The following is a 14,018-nucleotide window of genomic DNA, read 5'->3' on the forward strand; positions in this document are numbered from 1 at the left end:
CAGAGCTGTTGGGGGTGAGCATGAACGGCGGTGTCTTTGCGCGTCTGTCGGGCCTGTCGGTGGCGGGCCGGGTCTTCGCGGCTCCCCTGATGGGGATCGTCCTGACGGTGGCGGCGCTGGTGCTGGCCGACCGCCAGTCGGAGCAGGCGCTGGGTGCCGTGGACGGCATCCACCGTGAGGCGGCGGAGCGGTTGGGCCGGATCGACCGGCTGGTCGCCATCGCCTACGTCATCCACAGCGACGTGTCGCGGCATCTGGCCTTGTCCGGCTCCGGCATCGAAGAGGCGAAGTTGCAGGCCATGCGCGACGCCATCGCCGCCAACCTGGGCAAGGCGCGCACAGGCATCGCGGAACTGCGCGCATTGCCGCTGGCCGAGACGGAGCGGGCGATGCTGGACGAGGTGTCGGCGCGGGTCGGCGCCTATGCCAAGGCGGTCGAAGAGATGAACCAGATGGCGGCCATCGACCGCCTGATCGGCATCCCGATGATGGCCCACACCGACGACCAGTTCGCCGCCCTGACCGCCAAGGTGATGGAGACGCAGGAGGCCATCGGCCGCTCCACCGCCGCCGCCACCCAGGCCACCCGCGATGCCGCGGCCTCCGCCCGCCGCGACTTCGCGCTGGTGATGGCCGGTCTGCTGGCAGCGATGATGGCGGCCGGGCTGCTGCTGGCGCGGTCCATCACCCGGCCGCTGCAGCGGCTGTCGAGCAACACGGCCGATCTGGCCGCCGGAAAGCTCGACACCGCAGTCGAGGGCGGCTGGATGCGCAACGAGATCGGCGCCATGGCCCGCGCGCTGGAGGTTTTCCAGACCAACGCGCGCGAGGTGGAGCGGCTGACCGCCGACCAGCAGCGCCAGAAGACGGAGGCCGAGGCGGAAAAGCACCGCGCCATCCGGGAACTGGCCGACCTGTTCGAGGCCCGCGTGGCGGAGGTCGTGCAGCAGGTGGGGGCCGGCGCCCATCAGGTGCGCAGCAACGCCGCCGGCATGCTGGAACGCGCCAACAGCGCCAACCGGCAGGCCGCCACCGTCGCCGCCGCCAGCGCCCAGGCGGGGAGCAGCGTCCAGACGGCTGCCGCCGCGACGGAAGAGATGTCGGCCTCCATCGCCGAGATCGGCGGTCAGGTCCGCCGCTCCTTCGACATGGTGCGCGGCGCCGTGCGGGCGGTGGAGGAGACCAACGCCCATGTCGTCGGCCTGTCCGACGCCGCCAACCGCATCGGCGAGATCGTCGGCCTGATCAATTCCATCGCCGCCCAGACCAACCTGCTGGCGCTGAACGCGACGATCGAGGCGGCGCGGGCGGGCGAGGCCGGCAAGGGCTTCGCCGTGGTGGCGAGCGAGGTGAAGAGCCTCGCCACCCAAACCGCCAAGGCGACCGAGGAGATCGGGACCCAGATCACCTCGATGCAGCAGGTGACCGGGGCCGCCGTCGCCGCCATCAAGGGGGTGGGCGAGACGGTGGTCGGCATCGACGAGATCGTCGGCTCCATCGCCGGTGCCATGGAACAGCAGGCCGCCGCGACGGAGGAGATCACCCGCAACGTGCAGGAGGCCGCCGCCGGCACCGCCGAGGTCTCGCAGACCATCGCGACGGTATCGACCAGCGCCGGGGAGACCGGGACCGCGGCGGGCGAGGTCCTGCGCGCCGCCGAACTGCTGGACGGTCAGGCATCGACGCTGAACCGCGAGGTGACGCACTTCATCGGCCGGCTGCGGGCGGGCTGAGGGGAAACTGGCCGGAGTCGCATCACCCATCCTCGACGATGGGGCGTGAAGTTTGGTCGCATCAGACTTGAAACGATCCGCCTGCGCCCAAGCTGTTGTCCCGGGACCGCGGGGCGGCGGCCGCTGACGGCTGCGCCGATGCCGGGGTATAATGCAGGACCCAACAAGAAGGATCGAAGAATGAAGATCGACATCGGGATCTCGGACGCAGACCGCAAATCCATCGCCGAGGGGCTGAACAAGGTTCTGGCCGACACCTTTGCGCTCTACATCAAAACCCATTCGTTCCACTGGAACGTCACCGGGCCGATGTTCAACACGCTCCACACCATGTTCATGACCCAGTACACGGAGCTGTGGACCGCGCTGGACGAGATCGCGGAGCGCATCCGCGCCCTGGGCTATCCGGCGCCGGGCAGCTTCTCGCAGTTCGCGCAGCTGGCCTCGATCAAGGAAGAGGCGGGCGTTCCCAAGGCGAACGACATGATCCGCCAGCTGGTCGAAGGCCACGAGGCCGCCGCCCGCACCATCCGCAGCGTCTTCCCGCTGGCCGAGCAGGGCAGCGACGAGCCGACCGCCGACCTGCTGACCCAGCGCCTGCAGATCCACGACAAGACCGCCTGGATGCTGCGCAGCATGCTGGAGTAGTCGCCGGACCGGCCGCAGCACAAATCGCGGCCGAATCGCCCTCTCCCGCCCCGGGAGAGGGAGCCTTACGTGCCCTCCTACGCCGCCGTCTTGGCGCGCTGGCGAGCCGGCTGTTCGGGAATGGTCAGGGTGAAGATGGTGCCGCCATCACGCTCGATCTTCAGCGTGGCGCCGGCTTGGTGGGACAGCGCCTGCACCAGATTCAGGCCGAGGCCGCTGCTGGAACCGCCGCGCCCGGGACGCTTGTGCTGGCTCGGCATGCCGGCGGGTAGCCCGACGCCGTCGTCGCGCACGATCAGCCGCATGCCGGCCTCGTCACGCTCCAGCATCACGCGGACGGTGCCGGGATGCCCGTGCGGAAAAGCGTGCAGCAGCGCGTTCGACACCAGCTCGCTGGTGGCGATGGCCAGCGGCGTGGCGCGGTCCGCGTCGACGATCCAGTCTTGCGCCTCCAGCTCCAGCCGGGCGGCGGTCGGATTGTCGGAGCGGACCAGCCCGTCGCACATCTGGCGCAGCGCGTCGGCGAAGTTGATGTGCGCCGGCTCGTCGGAGCGGTGGAGCAGCTCGTGCAGCAGGCTCATGGTCTGGATGCGGCGCAGGCTTTCGTCGAAGCCGCGGCGGGCCTGCTCGTCGATACGGGCCGCCTGCAGGCGCAACAGGCTGCAGATGACCTGAAGGTTGTTCTTCACCCGGTGCTGAACCTCCTTCAGCAGGACCTCCTTGTCGGTCACCGCCGCCTCCAACTGGGCGTTGGCGCGCTCCAGCTGGGCGGTGCGCTGGTGGACATGCTCCTCCAGCGTGTCGTAGGCGTGCTGCAGGGCGTCCTCGGCCTCGCGCTCGCGCCGGGCTCGCTGGATGGCGAGGGCGCCGATCACCGCGACCGTGGCGCAAGCCGCAGCGGCGAAGGCGGCGTAGATCCACAGCCGCTCGCTCCAGCGGCGCAGAACGCTGCCGGTGGCGATGGTCACCATGGCCGACAGGCCGGTGTCGCCCACCGGGCGGGTGACGACGATGTCGTCGGCATGGCTGGCGGTATCGTCTCCCGCATTGCCGCCTATGATGCCGCCACCCTCCGGCTCGCGCAGCAGCGGAGTGCCGTCCGGCTGCAGGATGGCGATGCTGTGGCCATAGCCGACGTCAAGCGAGCGGTAGACGTCGCGGAAGGCCCGCGCGTCCAGTCCGGCAACCGCCCAGCCCCGCGGCGCGCCGCCTGCCGCACCCGGCAGGGGGCGCGCCAGGGTGATGACCGACCGTCCGCCCGAACCTCCGGCCATCTGCCCGCCCATCCGCCCGATACCGATGGCCATGCCGTCCGGCTTCAATGCCGGCCGGGCGCCGCCCGGCGCCGCCTCGGGCAGGCTCGACAGCCGCAGCGCACCCGACGGGTCGCGGATCTCCAGCCCGACCACATGGGGGGCGCTGGCCGCCAGCAGGGCCATGCGGTCGCGCGTCGCCGCATCGTCGGGCAGCGGCGTCCCGGCCGGACCGGCCAGCGTCGCCGTCTGGGTCAGCAGCAGGTCCCCCGACTCGATCAGCCGGGCGGCATGCTCCGCCGCCAGCAGGCCAATGTTGCCGGCGACGCCGGTCGCCTGCTGGACCGCCTCGTCGCGGTCACGCCAGGCGAAGACCGCCGACAGCCCGATGGTCAGCAGAACCGCGGCGGTGCAGGCAATCAGGACCAGCGCCGAACCGGGCAGCCGGTAGAGCGGGGAGGAATGGGAACGCAGCGCGCGCAACGGCATCGTTTCGGAAACCATGTGGGGATACGGCCACTTCTTGCTTAGCCGGAAACGGTAACACCGCCCGGCGGGTGACGGTTCCGCCAAACGCTACCCGTGTTGAAGCGGCAGCGGCCACCACCTATTGTGAGGTGCCGACAAAGTCATCCCGCCTTGGTAGGGCGGGGGCGGAGCTTGAAGCGGCGAGGAGGGGTAGGTTTTATGCGGATCGACGGGACGGCCTATCACACCATCCGGCCGGACGGGGGAGGCATCGCCGCCCTCTACGCCTTCGATGTCACGCCGGCCCGACGGGTGACCGGACGGCCGGAGCCAATTCCGAAGCGGGGTTGAAGGGAAGAACGGTCAGGGACGGCGGTCGGCCAACAGCCGCCGCCACAACGGCCGGCCCAGCAAGCGCGGCCTGTCTTCCGCATTCTTGGCGTCAAGCCACTGGTCGGCCAATTCACGGACCTGCCAGTCACCGAGATAACGCTCGCAATCGATGGCGGTGTAGAGTCGAACCCGCTCTTTTCCCAGCCTTTCGAAATAGGCAAGCGTTCTTTGGCGGTCGATGTCTTCCATAGGCCCCAATGAAGCGGAGATTGCGGAACGTCCAGTTCTGACGGCCGACGATCCTTCGGATATTGGAAGAAGCCTGTCACCCGCGCAACTGTCCGTTCGTCGCTTTCCCATCCCCCGGAAGGAGAATGGACCGTCTCCTATCGATGGTTGGCATTGAGTCGGCCGGTGTGGATGATGTCGCCGGACAGCGGGATGCCGGCTTCCGCCGCCGCGCGTTCCAACGAAGCGCGGTCGGGCCAGGAGAGCCGCCCGCCGACTTCCGCCAAGGCGCCCTGCCGCCGGATCACCCACAAGCCGGTGAACGCCATTTCGATGATGCGCCCTATTTGTGCATTGGGCGGCGTTGCGGATGGCAGGCGAGCTGGTCCGCCCCTGTTCAAGTCCCTGTCGCTGATCGTCATCTCTGGTCTTCCCTGTGCCGGCTTTTTGCTGCGGAGTGTCCATGCACCCACGCCTACAGCCGATCTCTGTGTCCCAAATGCTCATGTTTCGGAGCCGAAAGGACGTACTAGACAATCCACAATGATTTTTCATCGTGAAATTTGCGTCTCTTTGTAATGACTCGCACACAATTGAGGCAGTCTTGTTAAACAATTAGGTAACCATAGCAAAATAAAGGAAATTGACGCCCGCATACTTTGGCGGTCCCGGCCACCTGAACTTCGCCGCCATCTTCCGCGACTTTGGAACTCCAAAGGCGGGGGGATGCTCCGGCCGGATAGGGCGAATACCTCGAAATGGTCACAGCACCGGACGGCGGCGCGCACCAAACATAAGCTTGACCGTCCAGCCTTGCCCGACGACGCGGCATCGGCGGCGGTCCCTCATGTTGCCGTGCCTATGCTTGAAGGAAGAGACCGATGAAGACCACCACGCGGACATTCACCACCGGGGCGACGGCGCTGCTGATCGGCGCGACCCTGCTCGGCGGCTGTTCGAACCTGAATCATCGCGAGAACCGCGCGCTGACCGGCGGCGCCATCGGTGCGGCGGGCGGTGCGGCCATCGGCGCCGTCACCGGCGGCAGCGCGATCTATGGCGGTCTGCTGGGCGGTGCCGCCGGCGCCGCGGTCGGCGCATTGACGGCGGATGAGGGCAAGCACCGCCGTTAAAAAGGGGCCGTTAGGGAAGGGGGCAGGACCGTCGATCCGGCCCCCTTCCCTTCCTATTCCTCCTCGTCGTCCTCGAACTGGTCGAGGCTCAGCGAACGGACTTCGGTGCTGGGGTTCGGCGCCGGTGGAGCGGGCGGCGGCATGTTGGCCGGCCGGGCCGCAGCCGGTCGGGCGGCGGCGCGGCCGGGCGGCATATGGGCGTTGGGTCCCTTCAACGGACTGTTCAGCGTGCCGCGCGGGCCGATGCTGGGTTCGTCGCCGAAATCGGGCAGCGGCGGAATGCGATCCATCACGCGGCGGATCAGGGCGGCGATGCGGTCGGCCTCGGCGCGCAGCGCCTGTCCCCGCTCCCCCTCATAGAGCGGATCGTCGAGGAACTTGCGGATCTCCAGCACGCCGCGCAGTTCCAACCCGCACATCTCGTGGGTGCCGATGGGCAGCGCCTTCACCCGCGCGAAGCTGGCGAAGAAGCCGGCGCTGCCCTCCACGAACTGGACCACCATGCGGGCGTGCAGACGCTCCAGCGCTGTGGTCATGGGATCGATCAGATCCTCCATCTCCTCCGGTGCCGCATCCAGCCGCTCCTGCGTCAGGGCGGCCAGCGCGAAGAAGTCGCGCACCCGCCGGCTGAAGCGGCGATAGCGGGCGAGCCCGCCGACCGACACCCGCTCGCGCGCCGTCTGCGCCAACTCCGCCGACTGCTTCAGCATGGCGTCGAGCCGCATCAGCAACGTCGCGATCTCGCGCTGCCTCTGGGCCGCGCTGCGGCCGGGCGTGGGCGCCGGCGGGGCTGCCGGGCGGCGGGGTGGATTGGAACGCATCATGCCGGTACGGGGAGGCTCCTTGATGGTCAGCGGGCGGTGCGGACGGTGACGGACTTTTGCCCGCCCTCGCGCATCACCGTCAACTGCACCGGCGTGCCGACGCGCAGAAGACCGATGCGGTTGCGGAAGTCGGTGGCGCTGCGCACCGGCCGGCCGTCGACCGCGATCACCACGTCGCCGCTGCGCAAGCCGCCGCTGTCGGCCGGCGAGCCCCGTTCGATCTTGGCGATCAGCGCGCCTTCGTCGCCCTTCAGGCTCATGCTTTCCGCAAGGTCGGGCGTCAGGTCCTGGATGGCCACGCCCAGCCGGCCGCGCCGCACCTCGCCATACTCGCGCAGCTGTTCCATCACCGACCGCACGATGCTGACCGGTACGGCGAAGCCGATGCCGACCGAGCCGCCGGCCGGGCCGATGATGGCGGTGTTGATGCCGATCAGCTCGCCCTGGAAATTGACCAGCGCGCCGCCGGAATTGCCGGGATTGATCGAGGCGTCGGTCTGGATGAAGTCCTCGTACCCCTCGATCTTCAGCCCGCTGCGGCCGAGCGCCGAGACGATGCCGGAGGTCACCGTCTGCCCCAGCCCGAACGGGTTGCCGATGGCGACGACGAAGTCGCCGACCTGTGAGCGGTCCGAGTCGCCGAGCGGCAGCGCGGTCAGCCCGTCGGCCTTGATCTGCAGCAGGGCGATGTCGGTGGCGGCGTCGCGGCCGATCAGCTTGGCGCGCAGGCGGCGGCGGTCCTTCAGGGTGACGGCGATCTCCTGCGCGTTCTCCACCACATGGTTGTTGGTGACGACATAGCCGTTGCGGGCGTCGATGATCACGCCCGACCCGGCGCTGACCTGCGGACGGGACTGCGGCATTTGGTCCGGCATGTTGAAGAAGCGGCGGAAGAAGGGGTCGCGCAGCAGCGGATTTTCCGCCTGGGGCGCCTGGCTCAGCACCGAGATGTTCACGACGGCCGGCGTCACCTGCTCCAGCATCGGGGCGATGGTGCCGCCGCCGACCGCGCCCAGAGGCAGTGCCGCCGCCGCGGGCGAGGCACCGAGGCCAATGGCGGAACCGAGCCGGCCCAGCGCCGAGTCGGCCGGGGCGACCAGCGCGCCGCCGGTCACCGCCGCCAGTCCGACCGCCGCAGCAAACACCACCGGACGCACCGCCCTCTTCATGGCCTTATTCCTTTCTTCCTGGGAATTTCTTGTCGAGATCGTCGCTGGATCGGGCTGATTTGGGACAAAAAGGAAGGCGGTTCAAGGTTGTCCACCCTCCGGCCGCCCCGTTGCGGCGATGATAGCGCGGCGACGGCGGAAACTCCCGGTAAAGAAATTGGGTGGTATAGGACAAGGTCGGCGCAGCCCCCGGACATGCCGGGGAGGCGCGGCTGTCGAAAACGGGTTGAGCGCTATGAGCGGCGGGTCACTGCTCGAACTGACCGAGCAAGAGTATCTGCAGATGGAAGAGGCCCTGTCGCAGACGGCGCGGGGGCGGGCCTTCCTGCGCATGCGCGACCGGCGCAGCCGTGTCGTCGCCTCCGACGAGTTCCACCGGCTGGTCGACAGGCTGGAAGGTCAGGTCGACCGGCTGAGCGGCACCTCGTCCAGCGCCTTCACGTCCTTCGCCCCCGGCGAGGACCCGCGCATCCAGCAGGAGCTGACCGCCATCACCCAGGTGGTGCGCGAGGCGCGCAGCGACATCGCGGCCCTGAAGGCGACCGACACCGGGTCCAACCGCATCGAGGCGGCGACCGGCGAGCTGGACGAGATCGTCGCCGCCACCGAACGCGCCACCACCGACATCCTGAACGCGACGGAGAAGATTCAGGAAATCACCATGTCGATCCCGCGCGACGACGCCGATCTGGCCGAACGGATCGACGCGATCGAGGCGTGGTGCATCGAGATCATGACTGCCTGCTCCTTCCAGGACATCACCGGTCAGCGCACCACCAAGGTCGTCAACACGCTGCGCTACATCGAAGAGCGCGTGAACACGATGATCGAAATCTGGGGCGTCGAGCGGCTGGCCGTCGCCCCCGAGCAGCACCATGGCGAGGTGGCCTCGCACCGCAAGCTGGGCGACACCCGCCCCGACGCCCATCTGCTGAACGGTCCGCAGCTGGGCGGGCCGGAGGTCAGCCAGGACGCCATCGACGCGCTGTTCGACAGCGTGCCGGAGGTGGCGGAACGGGCGGAGCCGCTGCCAGCCGACGTGGCGCCCTCCCCACCTCCGCCGCCTCCTCCCCCTCCGCCCCCCCCCGTCGCGAAGCCGCCCCCGCCGCCGCCGCCCGCCGCCCCGACTGGCGGTGACGGCGGCGGCGGGATCTCCCAGGCCGACATCGACGCCCTGTTCGCGTGACCGGCCATGGCGCAAGACGGCAAATCCCGCATCCGCCTGACCCAGGACCAGCTCGACCGCGTGTGCGAGCGCCATGTCCGATTCGCCGAGGGACGCCCGAACGGCGCCCGCGCCAACCTGCCCTTCTTCGACCTGTCCGGCCTGTCGCTGGCGGGCCGCAACCTGACCGGCGCCCATCTGGCCGGCGCCATCCTGCGTGACGCCGACCTGCGCGGCGCGGTGCTGGACCATGCCGACCTCTATGGCGCCGACCTGCGCGGGGCCGACCTGTCGGAAGCGCGGCTGTTCCGCACCGACATGCGCGGCGCCAACGTGCGCGGCGCCAAGCTGGACGGCGCCACCATGGTGGAGGTCGACCTGCGCGACGGCAGCATGGTCAACCGCAACAGCGCCGGCGAGTTGAAGGTGGTGGGCTTCGACCCCGGTCCGGCCGACATGGCGTCGGCCCGGCTGACCAACGCCGACATGGCGCGGGCCAAGCTGTCGGGCAGCTTCGCGCGGGCGGCCGACTTCACCAACACCCGGCTGGCCGGCGCCCGGCTGGACCGAACCGACCTGCGCGACGCCAACTTCTCCGGCGCCGACCTGCGCGGTGCCGACCTCAACGGGTCCGACCTGCGCGGCGCCATCCTCGACGGGGCCAGCCTGGATCAGGACGGGCTGGAACAGGCGATCCGCACCGACGAGCAGGCCGTTGCTGCCCGGCAGACACCGCCCCCGGCTCCGGCGCCCGAGCCCGAACCCGAGGAGACGACGGCCGACGAGCTGCCGGCCCTGCCGGTCGACCAGCTGGACAGCATGCTGCGCCAGCACATGATCTGGCTGGGCACCAGCGGCAAGCAGGGCTGCCAGCTCGACCTGACCGGGCTGAACCTGGAGGGAGCCGACCTGACCGGCAAGATCCTGACGCTGGCCAAGGGCAGCGGCGCCCGGCTGCGCCACGCCCGGCTGAACGGCGCCCAGTTGCAGGCCGCCCAGTTCGACGGCGCCGACCTGCGCTCCGCCGATCTCAGCCGCGCCGACCTGCGCGGGGTGAAGCTGGACCGCGCCATCCTGATCGACAGCCGGCTGGACGGCGCCAATCTGGGCATGCTGCTGGTCAGCGCCGGGGCCAAGGTGATGCGTGCGTCGCTGGTGCGGGCACGGCTTGCCGGCGCCTCGCTGATGCAGACCAACCTGAAGGGCAGCGACCTGACCCTGGCCGACCTGACCGGCTGCGACCGCTCGTCGGCGGTGCTGGAGGGAGCCATCCTGGAGGGAACGCGGCTGGGCGGCGCCTGAACCTGCATCGGGTTTTCTTTCGCGAAGCCGTTGATTGCTTTCAAATTTCCGTCACGATCCATGCCGGAGATTGCTGCGCATACCATCTGCCGACACCGGATCATTGGGGGCAGAACGCCTGCCACCGTCCGGAAAAACGATTGTGTCGTAACGGCTTAGCACGGCGGGTGGGGCTTGACGCCTCATGCGGCCGGTGGCACGCTGCTGTCCAAGCGCGGCGCGGCCCGACCATAAGCGCCCGCATCGAATGGGGGAACGTCAACGATCATGACCAAGTCGGAACTGATCCAACGGCTGGCGGAGCGGAACCCGCACCTGTACCAGCGCGACATCGAGAAGATCGTCGGCACCATCTTCGACGAAATCACCGAAGCGCTGGCACGCGGCGACCGGGTGGAGTTGCGCGGCTTCGGCGCCTTCTCCATCAAGAAGCGGGACGCGCGCACGGGTCGCAACCCCCGGACCGGAGAATCGGTTGACGTCGGCGAGAAATGCATTCCTTTCTTCAAGACCGGCAAGCAGCTTCGCGAGCGTCTGAACACGGAGTGAGCGCCGGCCCGGCCATTCTCCCTGCCGTATCTCTCAAGGAACCTTCGCCTTGCGCCATATTTCCTGGATCGTCACCATTCCCGTGGCCCTCGTCGCGATCCTGTTCGCGATCTCCAACCGCGGGATCGTGACGCTGTCGCTGTGGCCGCTGCCCTTCACGCTCGCCACGCCGGTCTATCTGGCCACGCTGGTGGCGCTGGTGCTGGGCTTCCTGGCCGGCGGCTTCGTCGTCTGGAACAGCCAGCGCCGCCATCGCCGCCGCGCCCGCCGCGAGGGCAACCGCGTCCTGTATCTGGAGCGTGAGTTGAAGGAGGCGCAGGCCCGCGCCGCCGCCGCCGAAAAGCGTCTGGCCGAGAGCACCCGCCCGGTTTCCGGCCCGGTCTCCGGCACTCTGCCCGGCTCCGCCCTGCCGGCCCCGGTCGCCGAGAACAACGCGCCGACCGTCCACTGAGCGTCGCCAGTCGCAGGGCTCCCCCTCCCCGCGCTTGTACAGTTCGGGGGCGGGACAGGATGCCGGTCGGCGGAAGGGGGTTCCATGCGCACCGTCAGCGGCGCCGAGCTTCGATCCGTTCTGCACCACCGCATGCTGATCGAGCGCCTGCGGCAGACCTTCCGCGCCGGCGTGGAGTCCCCGCCGGCCCATCAGCACCGCGTCGAGACCTACGGTACCGGTGACGCCGCGCTGCTGATCACCCCCGCCTGGGAGGTCAATCAGGCGATCGGGGTGCGGATCGACAGCGTCTTTCCCGACAATGCCGGCAGCGACCTGCCGCAGACCCAGGGCGTCTATCTGCTGGTCGACGGCAAGACCGGCGTGCCGCAGGTGCTGATGGACTCCTCCGCCACGCTCGGCCGGCGTAGCGGCGCAGCATCCTCGGCGCTCGCCGCCTCCTATCTGGCGCGGCCGGATGCGGAGCGGATGCTGGTGGTCGGCACCGGCCCGCTCGCCCTGGAACTGGTGGAGGCTTACACCGCGGTGCGGCCGATCCGCCATGTGCTGGTCTGGGGACGGGATCCGCAGAAAGCGCGCAAGCTCGCCGCCCGCTTCCACCGGCCGAAATTCCGCATCGAGGCGACCGCCGACCTGGAAGGGGCCGTGCGCGGCGCCGACATCGTCGCCTGCGCCACCACGGCGCGCGAGCCGCTGATCCGCGGCGACTGGCTGCAGCCCGGCCAGCATCTGGACCTGCTGGGCGGCGTGACGCCGGACATGCGCGAGGCCGACGACGACTGCATCCGCCGCGCCCGCGTCTTCGTCGACAGCCGTGACCGCACGCCGACCGTGGCCGGCGACATCGCACAGCCGGTGTCTTCCGGCACGCTGAACCCCGACGACATCGCCGGCGACCTGTTCGAACTGAGCCGCGGCGAACGGGCCGGCCGGCGCTTCTACGACCAGATCACCCTGTTCAAGGCGGTCGGCACCGCCCTGGCCGACCTGTGCGCCGCCCGTCTGGCGACCGAGATGGTGCTGCACAACGACTCGATCCGCTGAGCCGGGACCTGATCCGCCGAACCGGCCCGATCAAGCCCGATCAGACCCGCCTCGAACGGTTTCATGCCGGCCGGATTCACACACGTCATAAGGGAGTATGCGGCGTTCCTTCCCGACATTTTACTTGCGTCCATGTGATTTTCTCCAGAGGATCATCACTGCCTCCGCGCCGGCTGCCGGTATTCCGAACGGCTCGATGTTTGCGCTAACTGCGCAAGCGACGCGCTGGACCGGATCATACGCAAACGGCTTGTCAGGGACGATTGATCGTGACCGTCACCTCCCCCATGGACGCCGGCCCACGCATGCGGGTACCGACCAACCAGCTTCTGCTCGGTGCCGGATACATGCTGCTGTCGGCGCTGCTGTTCGGGATCGGCAATACGGCCGTGCATTGGGCCGCGACGGTGATGAACCCGCTGGAGGTCGTGTTCTTCCGCAACCTGTTCAGCCTGCTGTGGATGCTGCCCTGGGCGCTGACGGTCGGGGCGCCCGCCTGCCGGGCGGTTCTGGCGGAACGGCGGCTGGGGCCCTACGTGACGCGGGCGGTGACCACGCTCTGCGCCATGACCGCATGGTTCTACGCGATCTCCCGGATTCCGCTGCCCACCGCGACGGCGGTCAGCTTCGCCATCCCCCTGTTCGTCGCGGCCGGAGCTGCGCTGGTCCTGCGCGAGCGGGTGCGGCCACGGCGCTGGGCCGCGGTCTGCGTCGGCTTTGCCGGAGTGATGATCGTGCTGAGGCCGGGTGCGGCGCCGGTCGATCTGGCCTTTCTGGCGCTGTTCGTCCATTGCGTCGCCGCCGCCGCCGCCGTCTTGCAGATGCGGCTGCTCAGCCGCAGGGACAGCGCGTCGGTGATCGTCACCTTCCTGGGCCTGCTGGTCACCCCGATGGCACTGGTGCCGGCGCTGTTCGTCTGGACATGGCCGAGTTGGAGCGTGCTGGGCGGGCTGGCACTGCTCGGTGGCCTGCTGACGCTGGGACAGTTGGCAATGACCAAGGCACTGTCGCTGGCCGAATCCTCGGCGATGATGCCCTACGATTATGCCCGGCTGCCCTTCACCGCCATCGTCGCCTGGATCACTTTCGGCCAGACGATGGATCCGTGGGGGTGGGTTGGTGCCCTGGTGATCGCCGGCTCCGCCCTCTACACCATGCACCGAGACGCGGCCGACGGACGCAGAATGGCGCAGGAGCAGTCGCGGCGCGCCTAACCGGTCGTCCCTGGGTCGTCAGCACCGGTTTCGGCACGTAGAACCTCCTTCGCCCGCCCCCAATGGGCCGGGGTCAGATTGGCGCGCACCGTCTGCACGGCCGCGGCGAGCACCGCCGCGTCATCGGTGAAGCCGGCAATCAGCAGCCAGTCGGGCACCGCATCCACCGGCAGCACGAAGTAGGCCAGCGCCCCCAGCAGGATCGCCTTCGCCCGGTAGGGCGTCGCCGGATCGGTCGCGCAGAAATAGGCGGCCAGCAGGTCTTCCAGGAAAGGAATGCGGTGCAGGTTGGCGCGCAGCTTCTGCCAGAAACGGCGGCGGACCAGCCGTTCGTCGCGCTCGACCCGATCGGGATCGGGAACCGTCAGTGCGGTGCCGGTGCCAAGGGACGGAGAGACGGACGATGCTGTCATGGATGCTGAAACCCTTTCGGAAACGGCAGACGGCGCCATCGTCGGCATGATGCCTCCCACCATACGGTGTGGTATGGTTGGTCGACCATCT

General features: G+C 69.1%; 16 protein-coding genes. 10 read left to right on the top strand and 6 right to left on the bottom strand.

Features of this window, described 5'->3' with window-relative positions:
• Positions 1–20: 20 nt before the first annotated feature.
• Together M5E06_RS11425 and M5E06_RS11430 are read left to right on the top strand one after the other, a co-directional pair.
• On the top strand, positions 21–1,733 hold the full coding sequence (locus tag M5E06_RS11425) for a methyl-accepting chemotaxis protein (RefSeq protein WP_252138244.1): 1,713 nt from the start codon (positions 21–23) through the stop codon (positions 1,731–1,733).
• Between the two features lie 180 nt (positions 1,734–1,913).
• Positions 1,914–2,381, top strand: coding sequence for a Dps family protein (locus M5E06_RS11430; protein ID WP_109074614.1), 468 nt, complete (start codon positions 1,914–1,916; stop codon positions 2,379–2,381).
• A gap of 77 nt (positions 2,382–2,458) precedes the next feature.
• Here M5E06_RS11430 and M5E06_RS11435 read toward each other — a convergent pair whose 3' ends face one another.
• On the bottom strand, positions 2,459–4,138 hold the full coding sequence (locus tag M5E06_RS11435; RefSeq protein ID WP_252138245.1) for a sensor histidine kinase: 1,680 nt from the start codon (positions 4,136–4,138) through the stop codon (positions 2,459–2,461).
• 183 nt (positions 4,139–4,321) lie between these two features.
• Between M5E06_RS11435 and M5E06_RS35525 the strand changes: the two genes are divergently transcribed.
• Positions 4,322–4,453, top strand: a complete 132-nt coding sequence (locus tag M5E06_RS35525; protein WP_256379249.1) for a hypothetical protein — start codon at positions 4,322–4,324, stop codon at positions 4,451–4,453.
• A gap of 12 nt (positions 4,454–4,465) precedes the next feature.
• Here the strand turns inward: M5E06_RS35525 and M5E06_RS11440 are convergent, their stop codons facing one another.
• Positions 4,466–4,684: a hypothetical protein gene (locus M5E06_RS11440; protein ID WP_109074616.1), complete on the bottom strand. Its 219-nt coding sequence runs from the start codon at positions 4,682–4,684 to the stop codon at positions 4,466–4,468.
• Positions 4,685–4,821: 137 nt separating this feature from the next.
• Positions 4,822–5,085: a hypothetical protein gene (locus M5E06_RS11445; RefSeq protein WP_252138246.1), complete on the bottom strand. Its 264-nt coding sequence runs from the start codon at positions 5,083–5,085 to the stop codon at positions 4,822–4,824.
• A gap of 459 nt (positions 5,086–5,544) precedes the next feature.
• Here M5E06_RS11445 and M5E06_RS11450 point away from each other — a divergent pair, with 459 nt between their 5' ends.
• Entirely contained in the window at positions 5,545–5,796 is a 252-nt protein-coding gene (locus tag M5E06_RS11450) for a YMGG-like glycine zipper-containing protein (protein WP_109074618.1), read from the top strand.
• Positions 5,797–5,849: 53 nt separating this feature from the next.
• On the opposite strand, the gene M5E06_RS11455 is transcribed toward M5E06_RS11450, so the two are convergent.
• The gene (locus M5E06_RS11455) at positions 5,850–6,620 is read right to left on the bottom strand and encodes a hypothetical protein (RefSeq protein WP_252138247.1); all 771 of its coding nucleotides are present in this window, start codon (positions 6,618–6,620) and stop codon (positions 5,850–5,852) included.
• Between the two features lie 26 nt (positions 6,621–6,646).
• The gene (locus M5E06_RS11460) at positions 6,647–7,789 is read right to left on the bottom strand and encodes a Do family serine endopeptidase (RefSeq protein WP_109155103.1); all 1,143 of its coding nucleotides are present in this window, start codon (positions 7,787–7,789) and stop codon (positions 6,647–6,649) included.
• Between the two features lie 235 nt (positions 7,790–8,024).
• Here M5E06_RS11460 and M5E06_RS11465 point away from each other — a divergent pair, with 235 nt between their 5' ends.
• The 6 genes from M5E06_RS11465 (at position 8,025) to M5E06_RS11490 (ending at position 13,514) form a co-directional block, all read left to right on the top strand.
• Positions 8,025–8,975: a hypothetical protein gene (locus M5E06_RS11465; protein ID WP_252138248.1), complete on the top strand. Its 951-nt coding sequence runs from the start codon at positions 8,025–8,027 to the stop codon at positions 8,973–8,975.
• A 6-nt stretch (positions 8,976–8,981) separates the two neighbouring features.
• Positions 8,982–10,256 carry a pentapeptide repeat-containing protein gene (locus M5E06_RS11470; RefSeq protein ID WP_252138249.1) on the top strand — a complete coding sequence of 425 codons (1,275 nt, stop codon included), beginning with the start codon at positions 8,982–8,984 and terminating at the stop codon, positions 10,254–10,256.
• A gap of 267 nt (positions 10,257–10,523) precedes the next feature.
• Positions 10,524–10,805 (top strand): integration host factor subunit beta, encoded by a 282-nt coding sequence (gene ihfB / locus M5E06_RS11475; protein WP_085090428.1) that lies wholly within the window; start codon positions 10,524–10,526, stop codon positions 10,803–10,805.
• Between the two features lie 49 nt (positions 10,806–10,854).
• Positions 10,855–11,256 (top strand): lipopolysaccharide assembly protein LapA domain-containing protein, encoded by a 402-nt coding sequence (locus M5E06_RS11480; protein ID WP_252138250.1) that lies wholly within the window; start codon positions 10,855–10,857, stop codon positions 11,254–11,256.
• An 84-nt stretch (positions 11,257–11,340) separates the two neighbouring features.
• Positions 11,341–12,300, top strand: a complete 960-nt coding sequence (lhpI, locus tag M5E06_RS11485; protein WP_252138251.1) for a bifunctional Delta(1)-pyrroline-2-carboxylate/Delta(1)-piperideine-2-carboxylate reductase — start codon at positions 11,341–11,343, stop codon at positions 12,298–12,300.
• Positions 12,301–12,569: 269 nt separating this feature from the next.
• Positions 12,570–13,514 (top strand): DMT family transporter, encoded by a 945-nt coding sequence (locus tag M5E06_RS11490; protein ID WP_252138252.1) that lies wholly within the window; start codon positions 12,570–12,572, stop codon positions 13,512–13,514.
• On the opposite strand, the gene M5E06_RS11495 is transcribed toward M5E06_RS11490, so the two are convergent.
• Positions 13,511–13,927, bottom strand: a complete 417-nt coding sequence (locus tag M5E06_RS11495; protein ID WP_252138253.1) for a YkvA family protein — start codon at positions 13,925–13,927, stop codon at positions 13,511–13,513. The two genes, M5E06_RS11490 and M5E06_RS11495, sit on opposite strands and share 4 nt — an antisense overlap.
• Positions 13,928–14,018: the final 91 nt, after the last annotated feature.

Source organism: Azospirillum sp. A1-3 (assembly GCF_023806445.1).
GTDB lineage: Bacteria > Pseudomonadota > Alphaproteobacteria > Azospirillales > Azospirillaceae > Azospirillum.

Excerpts from the sequence above, each read along its gene's own strand:
- M5E06_RS11425 (WP_252138244.1), top strand. The coding sequence starts at position 21 with ATGAACGGCGGTGTCTTTGCGCGTCTGTCGGGCCTGTCGGTGGCGGGC.
- M5E06_RS11430 (WP_109074614.1), top strand. The coding sequence starts at position 1,914 with ATGAAGATCGACATCGGGATCTCGGACGCAGACCGCAAATCCATCGCC.
- M5E06_RS11435 (WP_252138245.1), bottom strand. The coding sequence starts at position 4,138 with ATGGTTTCCGAAACGATGCCGTTGCGCGCGCTGCGTTCCCATTCCTCC.
- M5E06_RS35525 (WP_256379249.1), top strand. The coding sequence starts at position 4,322 with ATGCGGATCGACGGGACGGCCTATCACACCATCCGGCCGGACGGGGGA.
- M5E06_RS11440 (WP_109074616.1), bottom strand. The coding sequence starts at position 4,684 with ATGGAAGACATCGACCGCCAAAGAACGCTTGCCTATTTCGAAAGGCTG.
- M5E06_RS11445 (WP_252138246.1), bottom strand. The coding sequence starts at position 5,085 with ATGACGATCAGCGACAGGGACTTGAACAGGGGCGGACCAGCTCGCCTG.
- M5E06_RS11450 (WP_109074618.1), top strand. The coding sequence starts at position 5,545 with ATGAAGACCACCACGCGGACATTCACCACCGGGGCGACGGCGCTGCTG.
- M5E06_RS11455 (WP_252138247.1), bottom strand. The coding sequence starts at position 6,620 with ATGATGCGTTCCAATCCACCCCGCCGCCCGGCAGCCCCGCCGGCGCCC.
- M5E06_RS11460 (WP_109155103.1), bottom strand. The coding sequence starts at position 7,789 with ATGAAGAGGGCGGTGCGTCCGGTGGTGTTTGCTGCGGCGGTCGGACTG.
- M5E06_RS11465 (WP_252138248.1), top strand. The coding sequence starts at position 8,025 with ATGAGCGGCGGGTCACTGCTCGAACTGACCGAGCAAGAGTATCTGCAG.
- M5E06_RS11470 (WP_252138249.1), top strand. The coding sequence starts at position 8,982 with ATGGCGCAAGACGGCAAATCCCGCATCCGCCTGACCCAGGACCAGCTC.
- ihfB (WP_085090428.1), top strand. The coding sequence starts at position 10,524 with ATGACCAAGTCGGAACTGATCCAACGGCTGGCGGAGCGGAACCCGCAC.
- lhpI (WP_252138251.1), top strand. The coding sequence starts at position 11,341 with ATGCGCACCGTCAGCGGCGCCGAGCTTCGATCCGTTCTGCACCACCGC.
- M5E06_RS11495 (WP_252138253.1), bottom strand. The coding sequence starts at position 13,927 with ATGACAGCATCGTCCGTCTCTCCGTCCCTTGGCACCGGCACCGCACTG.